Source organism: Flavobacterium sp. AJR (assembly GCF_002156885.1).
Classification (GTDB): domain Bacteria; phylum Bacteroidota; class Bacteroidia; order Flavobacteriales; family Flavobacteriaceae; genus Flavobacterium.
Genome location: NZ_NCWQ01000122.1, coordinates 1 through 18,465 on the forward strand (window position 1 = coordinate 1; position 18,465 = coordinate 18,465).

Here is an 18,465-nt window from a genome sequence, read left to right on the forward strand (position 1 = left end):
CAATCTTGGAATTTGACTTTTGATTTTTGTAATTTTTAAGAGTCGGGTGGGAATTTATTATTTTTTAGCTTCTTCGATATAAGAAATAGCTTGACCTACAGTAGCAATGTTTTCTGCTTGATCGTCTGGAATTTGGATATCAAATTCTTTTTCGAATTCCATAATAAGCTCAACAGTGTCTAATGAGTCAGCTCCTAAATCATTAGTGAAGCTTGCTTCTGTTACAACTTCGTTTTCGTCAACACCTAATTTGTCTACGATAATCGCTTTTACTCTTGATGCAATGTCTGACATAATCTTTAATTTTAGAATTTAATTTGTTGGCAAAAATAAAAAACTTTATTTTAAAACCACGATTTAGTTAATAAATGTAACACTAATTTATAAAATTAATTTCAACAAAGGGGTTCGAATGTTATTTATTTTGGTTTTTTATTCCGTTTTTTGCAAAAAATAAATCAATTCGAGTATGAAAAAAATTATTGTTTTTGCTTCAGGTTCAGGGAGTAACGCCGAAAACATAATAAAATATTTCGCTGAAACACAAATTGCAAATGTGGTTTCTGTGTTTACCAATAACGCTAATGCGAAAGTAATTGAAAGAGCCAAAAACTACCAAGTTGAGGCCCAAATTTTCACCAAAACCGAATTAATTGACGGTAATGTACTACAAAAAGTAAAATTAATTGATCCAGATTTGATCGTTTTGGCTGGATTCTTACTTCAATTCCCAAAAAACATTATCGAGGCATATCCTAATAAAATAATTAACATTCATCCTGCATTATTACCTAATTATGGAGGGAAAGGAATGTATGGAATGCACATTCACAGAGCAATAGTCGAAAATAAGGAAAAAGAGACAGGAATAAGTATTCATTATGTAAATGAGAATTATGATGAAGGAGCGATTATCTTTCAGGAAAAAGTAGCTTTGATTGATACGGATACAGCAGAAGATGTGGCCGCTAAAATCCATGAATTAGAGCAAAAACACTTTCCAGAAGTGATTGATAGATTAATTAGACTGGCTTAGACTTCTTAGATTTTTAGACTTTTAATTGGAATCATAAATTTTATTCTAGATTTAAAAAAAAGAATTGAATTGATGTTTTGTTATGAATTTTTAAGTTATCATAAATGAAGCTAATTGTTTAATGATCCAATAATCGAACAGTCTAAGAAGTCTAAAAGCGAAGCAAGTCTACTGTGTAAGTAGTCTAACAATCTAAGAAGTCTAAGTAAGTCTAGATTCTAAGTAGTCTAAAATCTAATAATCTAAGCAGTCTAAAATGAATCAACACGAAGTACATATATATACAGATGGCGCAGCTAAGGGGAATCCTGGTAACGGGGGATATGGAGTAGTTATGGAATTGGTTGGAACACCACATAAAAAGGAATATTATGAAGGATTCCGTCTTACTACAAATAACAGGATGGAACTTTTGGCAGTAATAGTAGGTTTAGAGAAACTTAAAAAACCAAATATGAAAGTTCTTGTTATTTCAGATTCAAAATATGTGGTTGATTCTGTTTTAAAAAAATGGGTTTTTGGTTGGGAAAAGAAAAAGTTTGTTGGGAGAAAAAATCCTGACTTATGGAAACGTTTTTTGGTTATTTATAGAAAACACCAAGTTGATTTTAAATGGATAAAAGGGCATAATAATCATCCTCAAAATGAGCGTTGTGATGAATTGGCAGTTATGGCTTCCATGCAAAAGCAACTTTCTATAGATGCTTATTATGAAAATATAGGATCTAAAGAAGCATAAAAAACGTGTCAGGGAAACATTTTCCTGACACGTTTTTTTTAAAGTAATTGTATTGTTTTATTCTTTGTCTAAATCTTTAGATTTATTGAAACCTACAAGTAATCCAATTCCCGCCATGGTAAAAATTGTAGATGGATAAACTGCACCATCTTGCAAAGAAGTGTACGTTGTAATTAGCAAGGCAATGAAAATTCCAATTCCGCTTCCTATTAATAAAAAGGCAAAATTTAAAATAAGGACTTTCCATATTGGTGTATTATTGTTTTTCCCTTTCATGAAAATACTGGCATCGACACCTTTTTCTATGAGAGCTAATCGTTCTCTGTTTCTGGTTGAATAAATAAGATAGACAATTCCGAATATCATTAAGAAAAGGCTAATTGGCACTAAAATTTGTGGTCCCATAATTTTTATAATTTAATTGATTGATATTCCATATGACGAGATAAGTTTAACTGAGGTTACAGATTTTGTCAAAAAAAATATTTTAACTTAGTTGTAACCTTAATGAGTTTGTTGTCGTCATATGGAATATGGATAAAGTAAATGATCAGTATTATATCAATCAGGTTCTTTTAGGGGAAACTAATATGTTTGCAGTATTAGTTGATCGTTATAAAGACATGATCTTTACTATGGCTATAAAGATGGTAAAAAATAGAGAAATAGCCGAGGAAGTTTCTCAGGATACCTTTATTAAGATTTTTAATTCCTTGAATAAGTTTAAAGGAGATTCTAAGTTTTCGACCTGGATTTATAAAATAGCCTATAACACATGTTTGGATTATTTGAAGAAGAATAAGAAAGACGAAAACCACGTTGTTATCGATGAGCTTAAAGGATATTTGATTAAAACTACAGATAACGCTTTAAGTATTTTGGAAAATCAAGAACGGAAGCAAGATATCCAGAATTGTTTAAATTTGTTGCCAAGTGAAGAAAGTTTTCTATTGACACTTTTCTATTTTGACGATCAGAATTTAAATGAAATAGCTAAAATCATGGATATTAGTGTCAGTAATGTCAAAGTGAAGTTATTCCGGAGTAGAAAAAAATTAGCAGTTATTTTAAAAGAGCAATTAGAACCTGAAATATTAGATTATTATGAAAGAGAGCGATGAATATTACGAAAATTTAGTAGACAAAGTTATGGCAGAAAGTGTTTTGCAAAAGCCTTCAGCTGATTTTACTTCAAAGATCATGTCACAAATTTTAATTGCAGAGAAAAGTAAAGCCATTGTGTATAAACCACTAATTTCAAAATCTGTTTGGTTTGTGATTCTGGTATGCTTAATTGCTTTTGTTGGGTATGTGATTTTTGGTGGGAACGAAACGAAACAAAACGATTTGGTTGTAAGTGATTTGCTTTATTCTAAAATTGATAATATTACTCCTTTGTTTCAGTTTTCAAAAAACACATCTTATGCAGTTTTAATTGTAGCTTTAATGGCCTTGATTCAGATACCAGTATTGAAGAATTATTACGATAAAAGATATAGATTCTAAATCGTGTTTTTTAGGTTTTTCTGATTTATTTATTCTTATAAATGTAAGAAATAATCCAGTATTTGTAAGGTGTAAGTATTTGGTTTTTAGTGTATTTGGTTGATTTATTGAGTTTCGTTTTTTATGAAAATTTTGATACGATCAATCGTTGCAACTCTGAAACTTATAAAGTATCTTTGCACCTTAATTCGAAATTCATAAAATGAATAAATTACTGATTGTCGGAACAGTTGCTTTCGATGCTATTGAAACCCCTTTTGGGAAAACAGATAAAATATTAGGTGGTGCAGCGACATATATTGGTTTGTCGGCATCGTTTTTCAACCTACAATCGGCTATTGTTTCTGTAGTTGGAGATGATTTTCCTCAAGAACATTTAGATTTATTAACTTCAAGAAATATTGATATTTCTGGACTTGAAATCGTAAAAGGTGGGAAAACTTTCTTTTGGAGCGGACTTTACCATAACGATTTGAACTCAAGAGATACATTAGCGACAGAGCTTAATGTATTGGCAGATTTTCAGCCTAAAGTTCCACAAAGCTTCAAAGATGCTGATGTTGTAATGTTAGGTAATTTACATCCTCTTGTACAAAGCAGTGTTTTAGATCAAATGGAATCAAAACCAAAATTAGTAGTTTTGGATACGATGAACTTTTGGATGGATTGCGCTTTACCAGAATTACTAGACGTTATAAAACGTGTTGATGTAATTACAATTAATGATGAAGAAGCAAGACAACTTTCTGGTGAATATTCATTAGTTAAAGCGGCTGCAAAGATTCATACTCTTGGACCAAAATATGTGGTAATCAAGAAAGGAGAACACGGAGCATTATTATTTCATGATAAAGAAGTGTTTTTTGCACCAGCATTACCTTTAGAAGATGTTTTCGATCCAACTGGAGCTGGAGATACTTTTGCAGGAGGTTTTGCAGGGTTTATTGCACAGAGTGAAAATGTTTCATTTAAGAACATGAAAAATGCAGTAATTTATGGATCAAATTTAGCTTCATTTTGTGTAGAGAAATTTGGGACAGAAAGAATGGTTGCCTTAGATAAAAACGAAGTAGTTGCGAGATTAAAACAATTTAAGTCGCTAACTCAGTTTGACATAGAACTATAAAGAATTAAAGCCTCGTTCACGGGGCTTTTTTGATTTTGTTATTACAAAGAATAGTACAAACTACAACAACAACACACAAACACAAATACAATGAGCGACGCTTTAAAACACGAATGTGGTATAGCTTTGGTTAGACTTCTTAAACCGCTTGAATATTACAAAGAAAAATACGGAACAGCTTTTTATGGGGTACAAAAAATGTATCTTATGATGGAGAAACAGCATAACCGTGGACAAGATGGTGCTGGTTTTTCAAGCATCAAATTAGATGTTGAACCAGGACAACGATACATAAGTAGAGTTCGTTCTAATCACGCACAACCAATACAAGATGTTTTTAAACAAATAAATGAGCGTATTAATGAAGAGATGACTTTGCATCCTGAATACGCAAATGATGTTGCAAAACAAAAAGAAAATATTCCATATATAGGAGAGTTATTTTTAGGACACGTTCGTTACGGAACTTTTGGTAAAAATAGTATCGAAAGTGTACATCCATTTTTACGTCAGAGTAACTGGATGCATCGTAATCTTATTTTGGCGGGTAACTTTAACATGACAAATGTTAAAGAACTTTTCGAAAATTTAGTAGAGCTTGGACAACATCCTAAAGAAATGGCGGATACAGTTACAGTGATGGAGAAAATTGGTCACTTTCTTGATAAAGAAGTAATGTCTTTATATCAGGATTGTAAACAAGAAGGATATTCTAAAAGAGAAGCTTCTCCAGTAATTGCAGACCGATTGGATATTGGAAAAATATTAATGCGTTCAGCTAAAAATTTAGATGGAGGATATGCAATGGCTGGTTTATTAGGTCATGGTGATGCTTTTGTTTTTAGAGATCCAGCTGGAATTCGTCCTGCTTATTTTTACCAAGATGATGAAGTAGTAGTTGTAGCTTCAGAAAGACCAGTTATTCAAACAGTTTTTAATGTTCCTTTTGAAAGCGTTCAGGAAATTGAACCGGGAAATGCATTAATCATTAAGAAAAGTGGTAAAGTTTCTATGGAAGAAATTTTAACACCAACAGTTAAAAAAGCATGTTCGTTTGAAAGAATCTACTTTTCAAGAGGTAGCGATGCTGAAATATATCAAGAACGTAAAAACTTAGGTAGATTAATTTTGCCTGCAGTTTTAAATGCAATTGATAGTGATACAGATAATACAGTTTTCTCTTATATCCCGAATACAGCTGAAACCTCTTTTTATGGTTTGGTTGAAGCGGCGCAGGATTTCTTAAATCAGAGAAAAAACAATTATATAATAGCTAATAGAAATACGCTTACTGCCGAAACGTTGCAAGAATTACTTGCTGTAAAAATACGTACAGAGAAAGTAGCTATTAAAGATGCTAAATTAAGAACCTTTATTACAGAAGATAGTAGCCGTGATGATCTTGTGGCTCACGTATATGATGTAACATATGGTGTAATAAAGCCAACGGATAATTTAGTGATTATTGATGATAGTATTGTTCGTGGAACTACGCTTAAAATGAGCATCATAAAAATGATGGATCGTTTAAATCCTAAACGAATTGTTATAGTATCATCGGCACCACAAATTCGTTTCCCTGATTGTTATGGAATCGACATGGCAAAACTAGAAGGATTGGTAGCTTTTAGAGCAGCATTAGAATTATTAAAAGAGCGTAATCTATATCATATTGTAGATGAAGTATATGCTAAATGTAAAGCACAAGAAAATTATTTGGATAGTGATGTTGTAAATTATGTTACAGCAATTTACGATCCATTTGAACCACAAGAGGTTTCAGATAAAATTGCTGAAATGTTGAGTTCACCAGAAATAAAAGCCGAAGTAAAAATTATTTTCCAAACCGTAGAGGATTTACATATTGCTTGTCCTAAAAATCTAGGAGACTGGTATTTTACAGGAGATTATCCTACTCCGGGAGGAAATAGAGTGGTAAACCGCGCTTTCATGAATTTTTACGAAGGAAAAGACGCTAGAGCGTATTAAAAAGCATAACAAAAGGTTAAAAAGTGCATTTCATCGGTTTTTTTTGCCGTTTATCTTGATTGTTTGGTAAAAATGCACTGCTAACATACTTTTGAAAGACCATAACATTAGTAGGTTAAGTTTATGGTAGATTTGGGGCAAAAAGGGTGGAAGCAATTCCACCTTTTTTATTGGAATCAAGTCAAGGAGAAGGACTTAAAAAGGTCTTCTAATGATGAAATAAGTCTAATCATCGATTTTATTTGTAGTTCAACAGGAATATTTGGTATAGCTACAATGTCGACATACATTTGAAGAACCATAACATTAGTAGGTTAAGTTTATGGTAGATTTGGGGCAAAAAAGGTGGAAGAGATTCCACCTTTTTTATTTTTTATTAAGTAGAGAAAAGAATAAAGAACATAGAAAAAAGATTGCAGATTTAAGACAAAGAGAATTTAAAAAATTAGACATAAAAAAAGACGGACAACATTTAAGTCATCCGTCTTTTTTCTTTACTCTTTGCTCTATTTTCGACTATTTATCTAAAGCAAATCTTCTAGCAACTTCAGTCCAGTTAATTACACTGAAAAAAGCTTCGATATAATCAGGTCTTCTGTTTTGGTAATTTAAATAGTAAGCATGCTCCCAAACATCCATTCCTAAAATTGGAGTTCCTTCGCAACCTACTTCTGGCATTAATGGATTGTCTTGGTTTGGTGTTCCACAAACGTCTAACTTTCCTCCTTTAAGTACACATAACCAAGCCCATCCAGAACCGAATTGTGTTGCACCAGCTTTAGCAAACTTAGCTTTAAACTCTTCAAAAGTTCCAAAAGAAGCTTCGATAGCTGCTAATAAATCTCCTGTAGGTAATCCGCCTCCGTTTGGTGACATTACTGTCCAGAATAAATTGTGATTGTAGTATCCACCACCGTTGTTACGAACTGCAGCGTTTTTTTTATCTAAATTGATTAGGATGTTCTCGATTGTTTTTCCTTCTAAATCTGTTCCTGCAATTGCTGCATTAAGATTTGTTGTGTAAGCATTGTGATGTTTTGTATGGTGGATTTCCATTGTACAAGCATCAATATGTGGTTCTAATGCGTCATACGCATAAGGTAATTGTGGTAATTCGAAAGCCATAATATTATTGTTTTACGATTTATAATTAAATTTAATCCAAATTTATACATTTAAGTTTGGAATAGAAAATACTATTTGACTATAATCAAATTAAATTAATTGATAATCTGATTTTTTGGCACTTATGTTTTCGGGGTTTCTTACTTCCCGTTATAAGTTGTCATTGTATTTTCGAGACCAGCAGTTCCGAAGGATTTGATTATTTCGGATGCTATTTCAAGACGTTCAGGTAGTTTTGCTTTTTCGGTTTCATCCCATTCGCCTAATACATAATCTACTTGTTGACCTTTTTTAAACTCGTCGCTTATCCCAAATCTAAAACGGGTATATTGTTGCGTGTTTAAAACCAAGTTAATATTCTTAAGTCCGTTATGACCTCCATCACTTCCTTTTGGTTTAATACGAATTGTTCCGAATGAAAGGTTAAGGTCATCGGTAATTACCATAATATTTTCTAACGGAATATTTTCTTTATCCATCCAATACTTTACAGCTTTCCCGCTTAGGTTCATGTAAGTATTTGGTTTTAAAAGCAAAAATGTTCTTCCTTTAAATTTATATTCGGCAAGTGAACCTAGTTTTACGGTTTCGAAAGAGATGCTTTCTTTTCGTGCTAAAAAGTCGACTATTTTAAAGCCTATGTTATGTCTTGTGTTTACGTATTCTGCGCCAATGTTGCCTAATCCTACGATTAAAAATTTCTTCATATAATCTGATTTCTCTTCTGTTTTTGTTGATGAAAACAGGTTTGTTATCCATTTTATCATAAATGCAAAAGTACGGTTAATTAGACAATCGGGCAATTGCTTAATTAGAAAATATGATAATTAGATAGCTTCCTTTTTTGTGGGTTTGTAGCACAAAGAGTGCTAAAGGGAAGGGGTGCAGATTTAAACGAATGATTTTAACCACAAAGTGTGTTAAAATTAACGCAGAGGTCGCAAGAGGAAAAAGGGAATGTAGATTTTGGTGTTTTTAGTCAGAACCTCAGGATCTTCGCGTTTTTTTTAACATTTGAAAAACCAAGCGTAATTGTTAGCCCTGATAGTAGCGGCATCCTTTTATTTTCTTTTAAAATAAAAGATATAGCGAATAGCAGGAGGTCTAGGTTGTTTGAAATCGAGAAATTTCTGCTCCTGGAAAATAAAAGGCAAAAAAAAACACCAGTTTTGCAACTGATGTTTTTTTGTAATAGTTTGAAAAAAAATTATTTTTTCTTTCCTTTTGCTGGAGCTTTTGCAGCTTTTGCAGCTTCTTGAGCAGCTTTCATAGCAGCACGAGAAATTCTTACTTGACAAACAACTGTGTTGTCTGGGTGCATAATTTTGTATTCTGGTGCACCAACTTTAGTAACGTATAATTTGTTACCCATTTCAAGTGGAGTAATGTCTGCTTCAACAAAATCCGGAAGGTTTTTAGGTAATGCTTTTACTTTAAGTTTACGAGTGTTTAAACGTAAAACACCTCCACCAAGAACACCTTTAGATGTACCAACAACTTTTACTGGAACTTCCATAGTGATTTCTTTGTCATCAAATAATTGAAAGAAGTCAATGTGTAAGATTTTGTCAGATACTGGGTGAACTTGAATGTCTTGTAAAATTGCATTGAATGATTTTCCTTTTCCAAGCTCAATCACAACTGTGTGTGCGTTTGGAGTGTAAACCAAGTTTTTAAATGCCATAACTTCTGCTGAGAAATGAACTGCCTGATTTCCTCCGTATAATACGCAAGGAACCAATCCAGCATTACGTAAGGCTTTAGTTGACACTTTACCCACGCTTTCTCTTTCTGATCCTTTAATTGTAATCGATTTCATTGTAAAAAAAATATAGTTATTAATAAATATTCAAATTGTTATAAGCTTTAGGCGCCAGGCTTTATAAGCTTTTTTTTTGTAATCGTGAAATAGCTTACGGTTTAAAGCCTAAAGCATATTGCATTTTTACATTATAAATTTTCCACTAATGGAATTGTTGTGGTGCACCATGTGCATAACTTCAGCAAAAAGAGGTGCACAACTCAACACTCTTATTTTCTTTGATTCCTTTTTTAGCGGGATTGAATCGGTTACGATTAACTCGCTTAATTTAGAATTCTCTATTTTCTCATAGGCATCCCCAGAAAGAATAGCATGAGTACAAATAGCTCTAACGCTCAATGCTCCTTTTTCGATCATTAAATCGGCTGCTTTTGCTAATGTACCACCGGTATCGATCATGTCGTCTACCAATATTACGTTTCTGCCTTTTACTTCACCAATTAATTCCATGGTGTCGATAATATTAGCAACTTTTCTTTGTTTGTAACAAATCACTACATCTGATTCTAAAAATTTAGAATAAGCATAAGCTCTTTTTGAACCTCCCATATCTGGAGAAGCGATTGTTAAATTTTCCAAACCTAAACTTTCTACGTATGGTAAAAAGATTGTTGAAGCAAAAAGATGATCTACTGGTTTCTCGAAGAATCCTTGAATTTGATCTGCATGCAAATCCATCGTCATAATTCTTGTTGCTCCTGCAGCATCTAATAGATTGGCTACTAATTTAGCTCCAATCGGTACTCTTGGTTTGTCTTTTCTATCTTGTCTAGCCCAACCAAAATATGGTATTACAGCTGTAATATGTCTGGCTGATGCACGTTTTGCTGCATCAATCATAAGTAACAATTCCATCAAATTATCTGCTGTTGGAAATGTCGAACAAACAATAAATACACGTAACCCTCTGATAGACTCTTCATATGATGGCTGAAATTCGCCATCGCTATAAGTTGACATTGTAACCTTACCTAACGGTATCCCGTATTGTTTTGCAATTTTTTCGGCAAGATAAACACTTTTTGAACACGCAAAAATTTTAGCTTCTGGTTCTAGGTGCGACATTATAATTTGTTGTTTTGTAGTTAGTTGTGTGTGCGTCGTTTTAACGAGGTGCAAATTTATAAAATTTATTGAACACTGAAAGGAAAATTTTAAGTATTTTGTTAGAAAATGTAAAATATTTTTATAAATTTGCACCGTGTTAAAGGAACAAGGGTTTATTATAACGATAAAAACTGTTCTATTGCGTTAAAATAATTGATTTATTAATTATTTTTTCGTCTGCTAAGCCCGGATGGCGGAATTGGTAGACGCGCTGGTCTCAAACACCTGTGGGAAACCGTGCCGGTTCGACTCCGGCTCCGGGTACAAAAACCTCTTCGAAAGAAGAGGTTTTTTTGGTTTTAGACTGTTTTTGATAAAGCTAATTTCATCTTTTTCGAGTTTTTTAAAGTCCATATTATAGATTTAATTTGCCCTGCTTAAATCCAATTTTATTTTAAATAGGTTCTTTGTCAGAGATATACAAAACTTTTTAACTTTGTATTTGCAAAATATAACTAGTTATTAAAATGGAAAAAATCGAGCACATCAATTATATCAAATCACCCATTGCGGATGTTTATAAAGCATTAACAACACAAGATGGTCTTGGTGCTGTCTGGACAGAAGAATTAATTGTTAAGCCAGAATTGGGTTTTATCAATGAGTTTGATTTTGGAGATAATGATAACACAAAAATGAAAGTGTTAGAATTGGTTCAAAACCAAAGAATACTATGGGAATGTGTAGCGTCAGATCCGGAGTGGGTCGGGACGAAGATTTCATTTGACTTAACTGAAAAAAATGGAGTAACATCGGTTGTTCTTAAACATTTTGATTGGCGCGAACTGACCGAATTTTACCAATGGTGTAATTATAATTGGGCGATGTTTTTGTTAAGTCTAAAAAGTTACTGCGAAGATGGTGAAGGAACACCTTATCAAAAAAGGAAGTTTTAGAATTTATATTATTACCGATTTTTATTTTCAGCAGTTTTAATGTCTTTATATATAGCTAATATTTCTGGATAACTCCAATAGAAAGAGGTATTGATAGAGTATCTGGCGTCATCTTCATCGATGAATTCTAAATAATAGACATACGGTCTTCTGTTTGCTTGTTCTTTCAAACTAATATCGATATTCTTAATCACGAGTGTTTTCTCCCAAGTTGTATTATATCTTAAGCCTTTAAGGATTATGCTTTTGTTGTTTATTTGAATTTCATTTATAAAAATAATTGCTCTTTTATATGCTTTTATGAAGCTATACAATGCTAGAAAAAAGAATAAACATGAAATTAATAATGGTATAAGAATAGGGTAATATACTTTGTTATAATTAAACATTTCAGATCCGAAGATGCGGATAAATATTCCGGAAACAATTAATAAACCTAGACTTATTAGTGTGATAAAAAAATCTAGTCGTTCTATAAAATGTATATGTTTGTTTCTCATAAGGAATATTGAGTTAATTGTATCGGCTAATAATTATCTGGGGAAACGAAATTTGTTATAAAAAAAATGCCCTCGATTAAGAGAGCATTTTATATATCTATAAAATAGTGTTAAGCAACTTTTTTGATTAAATCAAACATTGGGCAACGACTACAACGCTTGTTCTCGCTTTTTTTGTATTTTTCGCAACAACTCGACTTGCAATTTTCAGCACGTTTAATTTTATCAAGGATATCTTTTTTCTTCTTTTTCTTTTTATCCTTTTTTTTGTCCTTGTCTTTAACCTTATCTTTCTTGCCCAATTTTCCTGTGAATTAAAAAACTGATGCAAATATAAGTTATTTTTATATATTCTAAATAAACTTTAACTATTTTGGATTAATTGCAATAGAACTTGTAACAGTTAGTTGCTTGATGTCACGGTCGAATAAGTATAAACCACCTTTATCATCGCCAATTAAGTTAATTTTATCTAAGATAGATTTTGCAGTAGCTTCTTCTTCAATTTGTTCAGAAACGTACCATTGTAAGAAGTTATGAGTAGCATAATCTTTCTCAGAGAAAGTAATATGTACTAATTCGTTGATAGATTCCGAAACAAATAATTCATGTTTGTATAATTCTTCAAACATTTCTTTAAAAGTAGCGTAACTAGTCTTAGGTGCTTTAAGGTCGGTAATTGTAGTTGCTCCTCCACGCTCGTTAACATAACGAACTAGTTTTAGCATATGTGCACGCTCTTCGTCAGATTGTGTATACATAAATTCTGCAATTCCTTCCAGTCCGTGAGCTTCTGCCCAACAAGCCATAGATAAGTAAGTTTGAGAAGATTCTGCTTCTATGCGAATTTGCTTGTTTAGCGCTGTTTCTATATTTTTTGATAACATAATCGTGAGTTTTTTGTAAAGTTAAAAAAAATTAAGCAATCCAAGGAAACCTTAATCTTTATTAGAAACAATTCAGATTCAGACTAAATACAACATCGTTTCTTTATTACTCATAATGAGTCTTATACAACTATAGTAAGATAGATAGTGCATCATGATTAAATAAAATTTTTGAGGCATAAAAAAAGCCCTAAAAGATTTGTCTTTTAGGGCTTGAGAGTTTATTAAAAAGAATTTATTTCACTTGGAAAGTAACTCTTCTTGCCAATCTTCTAGCTTCTTCTGAGTTTTTCTCGATAGATGTATCAGCACCTTTACCAACTACATTTAATCTTGAAGATGAAATACCAGCTTTTTCAAAAATAGTTTTTACGTTATTAGCTCTTAAGTTTGATAATTTATCGTTATAATCTGATTTACCAACTTGATCAGCATAACCAATAATATCAAGAGTAGTTGATGGATTTTTTCTTAAATAAGTTAAAACAACATCAATAGCTGCAGTAGAATTTTCTATTGGAGTCGATTTGTTAAAATCAAAATAAACACTGTAATATTTATCGTTGATCATTTCTTTAACAAGATCTTTTTCAGGTGCTATTGGAGCAATTACTGCTTTTTCTACAATTACTTGTTTCTCAGGAATTTTATTTACTTGAGTTTGAAGATCAGCTAATTTGCTTTCTAATGCAGAAACATCAGCATCTTGAGCAAGTACAACCCAGTCAGCATGTTTTTCGTTTTTACCTAAGTAAATGTTTAAACCTACTGTACCAGTAAAAAGAAGTCCAGAAAAACCTCTCATATTTCTGTTTCTTGTACCATCAAATGTAGCATCTTGTTCAGCCAAAAGAAAAGTAGTGAAATCACCAGTTAAAGCAAGTCTGTTAGATAATTTAATTTGCCCAGTAATACCAGCCATAAAGTTGCCTACCCAGTCTTGATCAACAGACTTGTCACTTTCAAATCGACCTACGCCAGCACCTACGTGTCCTAATAAACCAATTGTATTAGTCCATGATTCAAAATTCATGATTCTACCTAAGTTTGCAACACCTTGTAAACCGAATCTGTAATATTTAGAACTAAAGTCTAGAGAGTTTTTACTATCTTCAAAACTGTTATATCCCAAATCGGCTTTTAAACCAAATTTGTTATTAAACATGTATCGAGCTCCTAAATTAACAGTAAATGGGCTTATTGTAGAAGTGTGATAACCATCAACAAAAGGACGTTGTGGTTTGTTAAAACCACCATCAAATTCTATAGACCATTTATTGTAATTATTTTCAGTTGTTTTTTCTGTTTTTGTCTGTGCATGTAAGTTTGATGCACCTATTGCAAAAGCCAGAATGATTGTAATTTTTTTCATTTTAATTTGGAATTTTAAATTTGTCCAAACAAACAAAATTATCAGAAAATTCCGTATCCTAAAGAAGGTATAAAAGTAATAAGATAAGACAAAAACAAGAATCTGTAATTTAATAAAAAAAGTCAGCTATGTGGCTGACTTTTAGATGTTATGGTGATTTTATTCGATTATGTGTTCATTAATTCTTGAAAATAATCTATAAACTGTCCTACATGTAAGGCATCCATTAAGCCATGATGTACATGAATAGACATAGAAATAGTTCTTTTTCCGGTTTCAGAAATCATCATTTTTCCAAAGGAAACTTTTGGGCAACTATCTGGAAAAGTATAACTTCTGGCATGAGATAGAGAAGTGAAATTGATCCAGGGAATTGCCGAAAAATGAATGAGATTATCCTCACTAAATGTTCGGGTAAAAAGTCCCGTTGTATTTTGTATACGCTCGATTTCAGATAATGCAATTTGCTCAAAGATTTTAAAATCTGGATTATACTCAATTAAAGAGAATCCAAAAGTACCATCTTCACGACCAATTGTTGCTGAACCATTAATGCTATCGTGTATATAAACCTGATCTTCGACAATACGATACTTAAAAGGTTCAATTGCATTTATAGCAACTAATGTTTTATGCAGATAATAAATAAAAAAAGAAGAATTTAGTTTCTTCGCATTCGTGTAAGCAATCGTACAATCAATCTCGACAGTTACTCCAAAAAAGGGCTCATCCATTTGCTTGAAAAACAGAAAATGTTCTTTTCTGTTCCAAGTTTCCAGATCCAAAAGGGTTTTCATTATATTAATTTATTTACTACGTCGGTTATTTTTTCAAAAGCGAAGAAGTTTTCGTGTTCTACTTTATGACTAATCTTCTCATGTTCCCAAGTTGTATGAAACGGAATATGTACCGCATATCCTCCAATTCCTAAAACAGGTAAAACATCCGATTTTAATGAATTTCCAATCATTAAGAATTCATCAGCTTTAATATCCAAACGCTTTAATAGTTTTTCATAATCAATTTCTTGCTTGTCTGACATTACTTCGATATGGTGAAAATAGTGCCCCAAACCAGAACGATGTAATTTACTATGTTGATCTTTTAAGTCACCTTTTGTAGCAACAACAAGTTTGTACTTGCCATGAAGCGCTTTTAGGGTTTCTTCAACACCATCTAGCAAATCGATTGGTTTCTCGAGCAATTCTTTTCCGTATTCAATGATTTTTCCAATAACCTCGATAGAAATCGTATTATTCGAAATTTGTATTGCTGCTTCAATCATTGAAAGAATATATCCTTTAATTCCGTAACCATATAAAGATAGATTCTGAATTTCGGTTTTAAATAATTCCTGTGATAAACCTTGATGCGAAAGATAATCTTCCATCAACACACAAAACTTTTGTTCTGTTTCCTGAAAATAAGGTTCATTTACAAATAAAGTATCATCGGCATCAAATGCGATTACTTTAAGTTTTGATATTTTGTCTTTATGTAACATTTAAAATTTTGTTTAAAGGTTGAAGTTTTCTTCGTTTAAATTCTTTTGCCACAGATTAAATGGATTTTAAAAAATTAAAAAATAATCTGCTCAATCTGCCAAATCTGCGAGAAACTTTATCGTTAAAAATTAAAAAATCCGTTTTTATCTGCGTTTTCGCTTTAGCAAATCTGCGACATCCGCGTTCTATTTTTTTGCCACAGATTAAATGGATTTCAAAGAATTAAAAAATAATCTGCTCAATCTGCCAAATCTGCGAGAAACTTTTCTGTTAAAAATTAAAAAATCCGTTTTTATTCGTGTTTTCGCTTTAGCGAATCTGTTTAATCCGCGTTCTACTTTCGCATCCCAATTCTAATTCTTAGAGAGCAGTTTCTTAATTGATATAGTTTTATCGTAAAACGTAATCCGAATTCCGAATAACAAAATAATTCCACCGAAAATCATCTGTAAAGTTATTTTTTCTTCTAAGAATAACCAAGCCAATATCGAAGTTAGTACCGCCTGACTTAATAAACTTAGAGAAACTCTTGTAGCTCGCATATGTTGAGTAGCATAACTTATAGAAAGCCAAGCGCACAACTGACAAATTACAGCCTGAAGCACTAATACAAACCATCCGGTATTTGAAAATCCAGTAAAAGGTTCGTTTAAAGCATAGCAAAGAATCCCCAAATAAAGACTTGAAGTCAATAAACTAATAGTCATAAACGATAAAACATCAACTTCTGTAAGGACATTTTTGCTCACCAAAAGATAAATCGAATATAAAATCCCTGATAAAACAGCTAACAGAAAAGCCTGATCAAAATTCAATTCCAGGAAAAAACTAAAACCAACTAAAGTAATCATTCCAAATAATGCTACAACAGTTCCAATCCAGAAATTAGTTGCTGGTCTTACTTTCAAAAAGAAAAAAGAACCAATCCCAACCCAAAGCGGGGATAAATTGGTAAGCAATGAAGCTTGCGTAGCACTCGATTCCTGTATGGCAATATTCCAAACAGCAACATCAGACGAGAATAATACGCCACAAAGTGCAGCTAAAAGCACGAATTTCGTTTTTGGAAGTTTAAAACTTTTAGTGATAAGCACATAAGGTAAAAGCAATATTATAGCAAACGTCATGCGATAAAAAGCCGAAATTAATCCAGGTGCTAGTTTCAATTTAACCAATATAGGGAAAATAGATATGCAGAGTATTCCACAGATTAATGCTAATCTTGGTTTTGTAATTTTCATTTTTAAAGTTTTTCAAGCTTAGTACAATATACTTAATTAAGCTTTTAAATTATGCCTTTCGGGAAGTGTTTTTTTTGGGCAAAAATACAGCAAATTAAAATTATTTGCGATGTGTTTAAAAGTAAAAAACGCGTGAATCAATTAATAGATTCACGCGGTTAGTATTCGAAATTAAAAAGTAAGAACAGAGATAGATTTTAGTCTACAAATTTTCTTATAATATATTCTTTAGTCTTATTATCATAATAGCCCAAATAATAAGAGTCAGTTTTAAATAGTGTTTGTGAGGATACATCATTATTGTCATCAAAAAAAGTTCGAATCTTATCAAATGCTAACGGTTGTAAATCTCCTTTTATGTGATTTCCTTCATTGTCAAATAAACTTTCAAGTTTAACTACTTTTTTGTTAGAATAGGAATTAAAGCTTTCCATTGTTGGGCTAAAAAACACAGCTCCAGCTATTGCACCAATAAGTCCAAATTGATTCATTGCCGCTTGACCGCCAGATTGCTGTCCTGCAGAGACGCCTCCAAATGTTATCAAAGTGCTTTCTCCCATATGGTAACAAGAAATAGCAGTGTTTAAATTGTTTATTTTTCGTATAAATTGAGAGCTGTTATCCAGAGTTCTTTTTCCTCCAAAAGCTCCACCTTCCTGATAAATTTCAGAATTTTTAAAGTCGATCGGATTAGCTGTATTGGCGAAGTATTCTTTTATTATATTATCGTCTAAATCTTTTATTGTAAAATAAAACAATTCAGAAGAGGTTTTTACCTGATATAGTTTATTGTCAAAAAAGAATGAGTTAGAATTCAGAAAATAGCGCTCATTCACACCTATTGAATGTTTTTTCACCATTCTTTCAGTAGCAATAAAACGATCTAAATCAATACGAATAACTTGAGTATAGTCGATATTAGCATCAAGAGTTATTACGATTTGTTTATTATCAAAATAGCATTTTCTCTTTTTTGCAGCATCGGTTAAAGAAGTTGGATTTTTAACATTGATATTTTGCAATGTAAAAGGAATTTCAAAAGGAAGCAGGTTTTCTTCAAAAACGCCATATAAATCTGTTCTGGTATAGCCATATCTAAAAAAACGAAATCCATCTAAATTGATTATTTGCTCTTTATGATTACCATCTTTGTCAAAAATATGAAGCTTGAAATTATTGCTTTTTTTGATAACGCTTAAAATATAGAAATTTTCATTTCCACTAAATTTTTGCAAAATCTTTTCATTTTTAAAAAGAAGGGTATATTGTTGCGTTATTATTTTTCGACTATTAAAGTCATACAATTGAGTAAAAATATCTTCATAATCGTTTGATGCCCAAAATAATCTTGTATTATCATTACTAATATTGTTACCAATCATATTAGAGTACATCTTAGTGTTTGGTCTTTCAGTAGAAATACTGTCTATAATTTGCATTTTTTCGTTAAGACGAATGGCTTTTACCTTTACTTTATCACTAACAAATAATGTAACTTCTTTTTTATCATCATTTATAGTCTGAAAAACATCACGGTTCTTCTTTAAATCAACAGTTGTAGAGCTTACGATTTCTTGCGAGAAAGAAGCCAAACTATTTAAAAACAAATAGGTA

Annotated in this window: 20 protein-coding genes and 1 tRNA gene; 8 read left to right on the forward strand and 13 right to left on the reverse strand. The window is 31.9% G+C overall.

Annotated features, from left to right (window positions below; genetic code table 11):
* Positions 1–57 precede the first annotated feature (57 nt).
* Positions 58–294, reverse strand: a complete 237-nt coding sequence (locus tag B8T70_RS21805) for an acyl carrier protein (protein ID WP_007137004.1) — start codon at positions 292–294, stop codon at positions 58–60.
* A gap of 175 nt (positions 295–469) precedes the next feature.
* Between B8T70_RS21805 and purN the strand changes: the two genes are divergently transcribed.
* Positions 470–1,036, forward strand: coding sequence for a phosphoribosylglycinamide formyltransferase (gene purN / locus B8T70_RS21810; RefSeq protein ID WP_039113409.1), 567 nt, complete (start codon positions 470–472; stop codon positions 1,034–1,036).
* Between the two features lie 256 nt (positions 1,037–1,292).
* Positions 1,293–1,775, forward strand: coding sequence for a ribonuclease HI (gene rnhA / locus B8T70_RS21815; protein WP_035620021.1), 483 nt, complete (start codon positions 1,293–1,295; stop codon positions 1,773–1,775).
* 57 nt (positions 1,776–1,832) lie between these two features.
* On the opposite strand, the gene B8T70_RS21820 is transcribed toward rnhA, so the two are convergent.
* Positions 1,833–2,180 carry a DUF6249 domain-containing protein gene (locus tag B8T70_RS21820; protein WP_086896221.1) on the reverse strand — a complete coding sequence of 116 codons (348 nt, stop codon included), beginning with the start codon at positions 2,178–2,180 and terminating at the stop codon, positions 1,833–1,835.
* A gap of 128 nt (positions 2,181–2,308) precedes the next feature.
* On the opposite strand from B8T70_RS21820, the gene B8T70_RS21825 reads away from it, so the two are divergent.
* The 4 genes from B8T70_RS21825 to B8T70_RS21840 all read left to right on the forward strand — a co-directional run bounded on the left by B8T70_RS21825 (position 2,309) and on the right by B8T70_RS21840 (position 6,396).
* A complete protein-coding gene (locus tag B8T70_RS21825) occupies positions 2,309–2,896 on the forward strand; it encodes an RNA polymerase sigma factor (protein ID WP_086896222.1) in 588 nt (195 codons plus the stop codon).
* Complete coding sequence (locus B8T70_RS21830; protein WP_086896223.1) at positions 2,880–3,281, forward strand: hypothetical protein; 402 nt, start codon at positions 2,880–2,882, stop codon at positions 3,279–3,281. Before B8T70_RS21825 ends, B8T70_RS21830 begins: the two co-directional genes overlap by 17 nt.
* A gap of 202 nt (positions 3,282–3,483) precedes the next feature.
* Positions 3,484–4,407: a PfkB family carbohydrate kinase gene (locus B8T70_RS21835; RefSeq protein WP_039113413.1), complete on the forward strand. Its 924-nt coding sequence runs from the start codon at positions 3,484–3,486 to the stop codon at positions 4,405–4,407.
* Positions 4,408–4,497: 90 nt separating this feature from the next.
* Positions 4,498–6,396 carry a hypothetical protein gene (locus B8T70_RS21840; RefSeq protein ID WP_039113415.1) on the forward strand — a complete coding sequence of 633 codons (1,899 nt, stop codon included), beginning with the start codon at positions 4,498–4,500 and terminating at the stop codon, positions 6,394–6,396.
* Positions 6,397–6,912: 516 nt separating this feature from the next.
* On the opposite strand, the gene B8T70_RS21845 is transcribed toward B8T70_RS21840, so the two are convergent.
* From B8T70_RS21845 to B8T70_RS21865, 4 genes are all read right to left on the reverse strand, one after another.
* Positions 6,913–7,521, reverse strand: a complete 609-nt coding sequence (locus B8T70_RS21845; RefSeq protein WP_086896224.1) for a superoxide dismutase — start codon at positions 7,519–7,521, stop codon at positions 6,913–6,915.
* A 140-nt stretch (positions 7,522–7,661) separates the two neighbouring features.
* On the reverse strand, positions 7,662–8,288 hold the full coding sequence (gene pth, locus B8T70_RS21850; RefSeq protein ID WP_039117465.1) for an aminoacyl-tRNA hydrolase: 627 nt from the start codon (positions 8,286–8,288) through the stop codon (positions 7,662–7,664).
* A 440-nt stretch (positions 8,289–8,728) separates the two neighbouring features.
* On the reverse strand, positions 8,729–9,340 hold the full coding sequence (locus B8T70_RS21860) for a 50S ribosomal protein L25/general stress protein Ctc (protein WP_039113422.1): 612 nt from the start codon (positions 9,338–9,340) through the stop codon (positions 8,729–8,731).
* 126 nt (positions 9,341–9,466) lie between these two features.
* Positions 9,467–10,408 (reverse strand): ribose-phosphate pyrophosphokinase, encoded by a 942-nt coding sequence (locus tag B8T70_RS21865; protein WP_039116638.1) that lies wholly within the window; start codon positions 10,406–10,408, stop codon positions 9,467–9,469.
* 226 nt (positions 10,409–10,634) lie between these two features.
* On the opposite strand from B8T70_RS21865, the gene B8T70_RS21870 reads away from it, so the two are divergent.
* Together B8T70_RS21870 and B8T70_RS21875 are read left to right on the forward strand one after the other, a co-directional pair.
* A tRNA-Leu gene (locus B8T70_RS21870) sits at positions 10,635–10,714 on the forward strand.
* Between the two features lie 203 nt (positions 10,715–10,917).
* A complete protein-coding gene (locus B8T70_RS21875) occupies positions 10,918–11,346 on the forward strand; it encodes an SRPBCC domain-containing protein (protein ID WP_086896225.1) in 429 nt (142 codons plus the stop codon).
* Positions 11,347–11,357: 11 nt separating this feature from the next.
* On the opposite strand, the gene B8T70_RS21880 is transcribed toward B8T70_RS21875, so the two are convergent.
* From B8T70_RS21880 to B8T70_RS23990, 7 genes are all read right to left on the reverse strand, one after another.
* Positions 11,358–11,846 carry a hypothetical protein gene (locus B8T70_RS21880; RefSeq protein WP_086896226.1) on the reverse strand — a complete coding sequence of 163 codons (489 nt, stop codon included), beginning with the start codon at positions 11,844–11,846 and terminating at the stop codon, positions 11,358–11,360.
* A gap of 368 nt (positions 11,847–12,214) precedes the next feature.
* Positions 12,215–12,733: a ferritin gene (locus B8T70_RS21890; protein WP_035620004.1), complete on the reverse strand. Its 519-nt coding sequence runs from the start codon at positions 12,731–12,733 to the stop codon at positions 12,215–12,217.
* A 235-nt stretch (positions 12,734–12,968) separates the two neighbouring features.
* Positions 12,969–14,105 (reverse strand): OmpA family protein, encoded by a 1,137-nt coding sequence (locus B8T70_RS21895; RefSeq protein WP_086896227.1) that lies wholly within the window; start codon positions 14,103–14,105, stop codon positions 12,969–12,971.
* Between the two features lie 167 nt (positions 14,106–14,272).
* Positions 14,273–14,902, reverse strand: a complete 630-nt coding sequence (locus B8T70_RS21900) for a chloramphenicol acetyltransferase (protein ID WP_086896228.1) — start codon at positions 14,900–14,902, stop codon at positions 14,273–14,275.
* Positions 14,902–15,609, reverse strand: coding sequence for an HAD family hydrolase (locus B8T70_RS21905; protein WP_039116599.1), 708 nt, complete (start codon positions 15,607–15,609; stop codon positions 14,902–14,904). The genes B8T70_RS21900 and B8T70_RS21905 overlap by 1 nt, the downstream gene beginning before the upstream one ends.
* Before the next feature lie 354 nt (positions 15,610–15,963).
* Complete coding sequence (locus B8T70_RS21910) at positions 15,964–16,851, reverse strand: DMT family transporter (RefSeq protein ID WP_039116596.1); 888 nt, start codon at positions 16,849–16,851, stop codon at positions 15,964–15,966.
* A gap of 197 nt (positions 16,852–17,048) precedes the next feature.
* Positions 17,049–18,465 (reverse strand): hypothetical protein (locus tag B8T70_RS23990; RefSeq protein ID WP_165763241.1); only part of this gene is annotated, 1,417 nt, incomplete at its 5' end.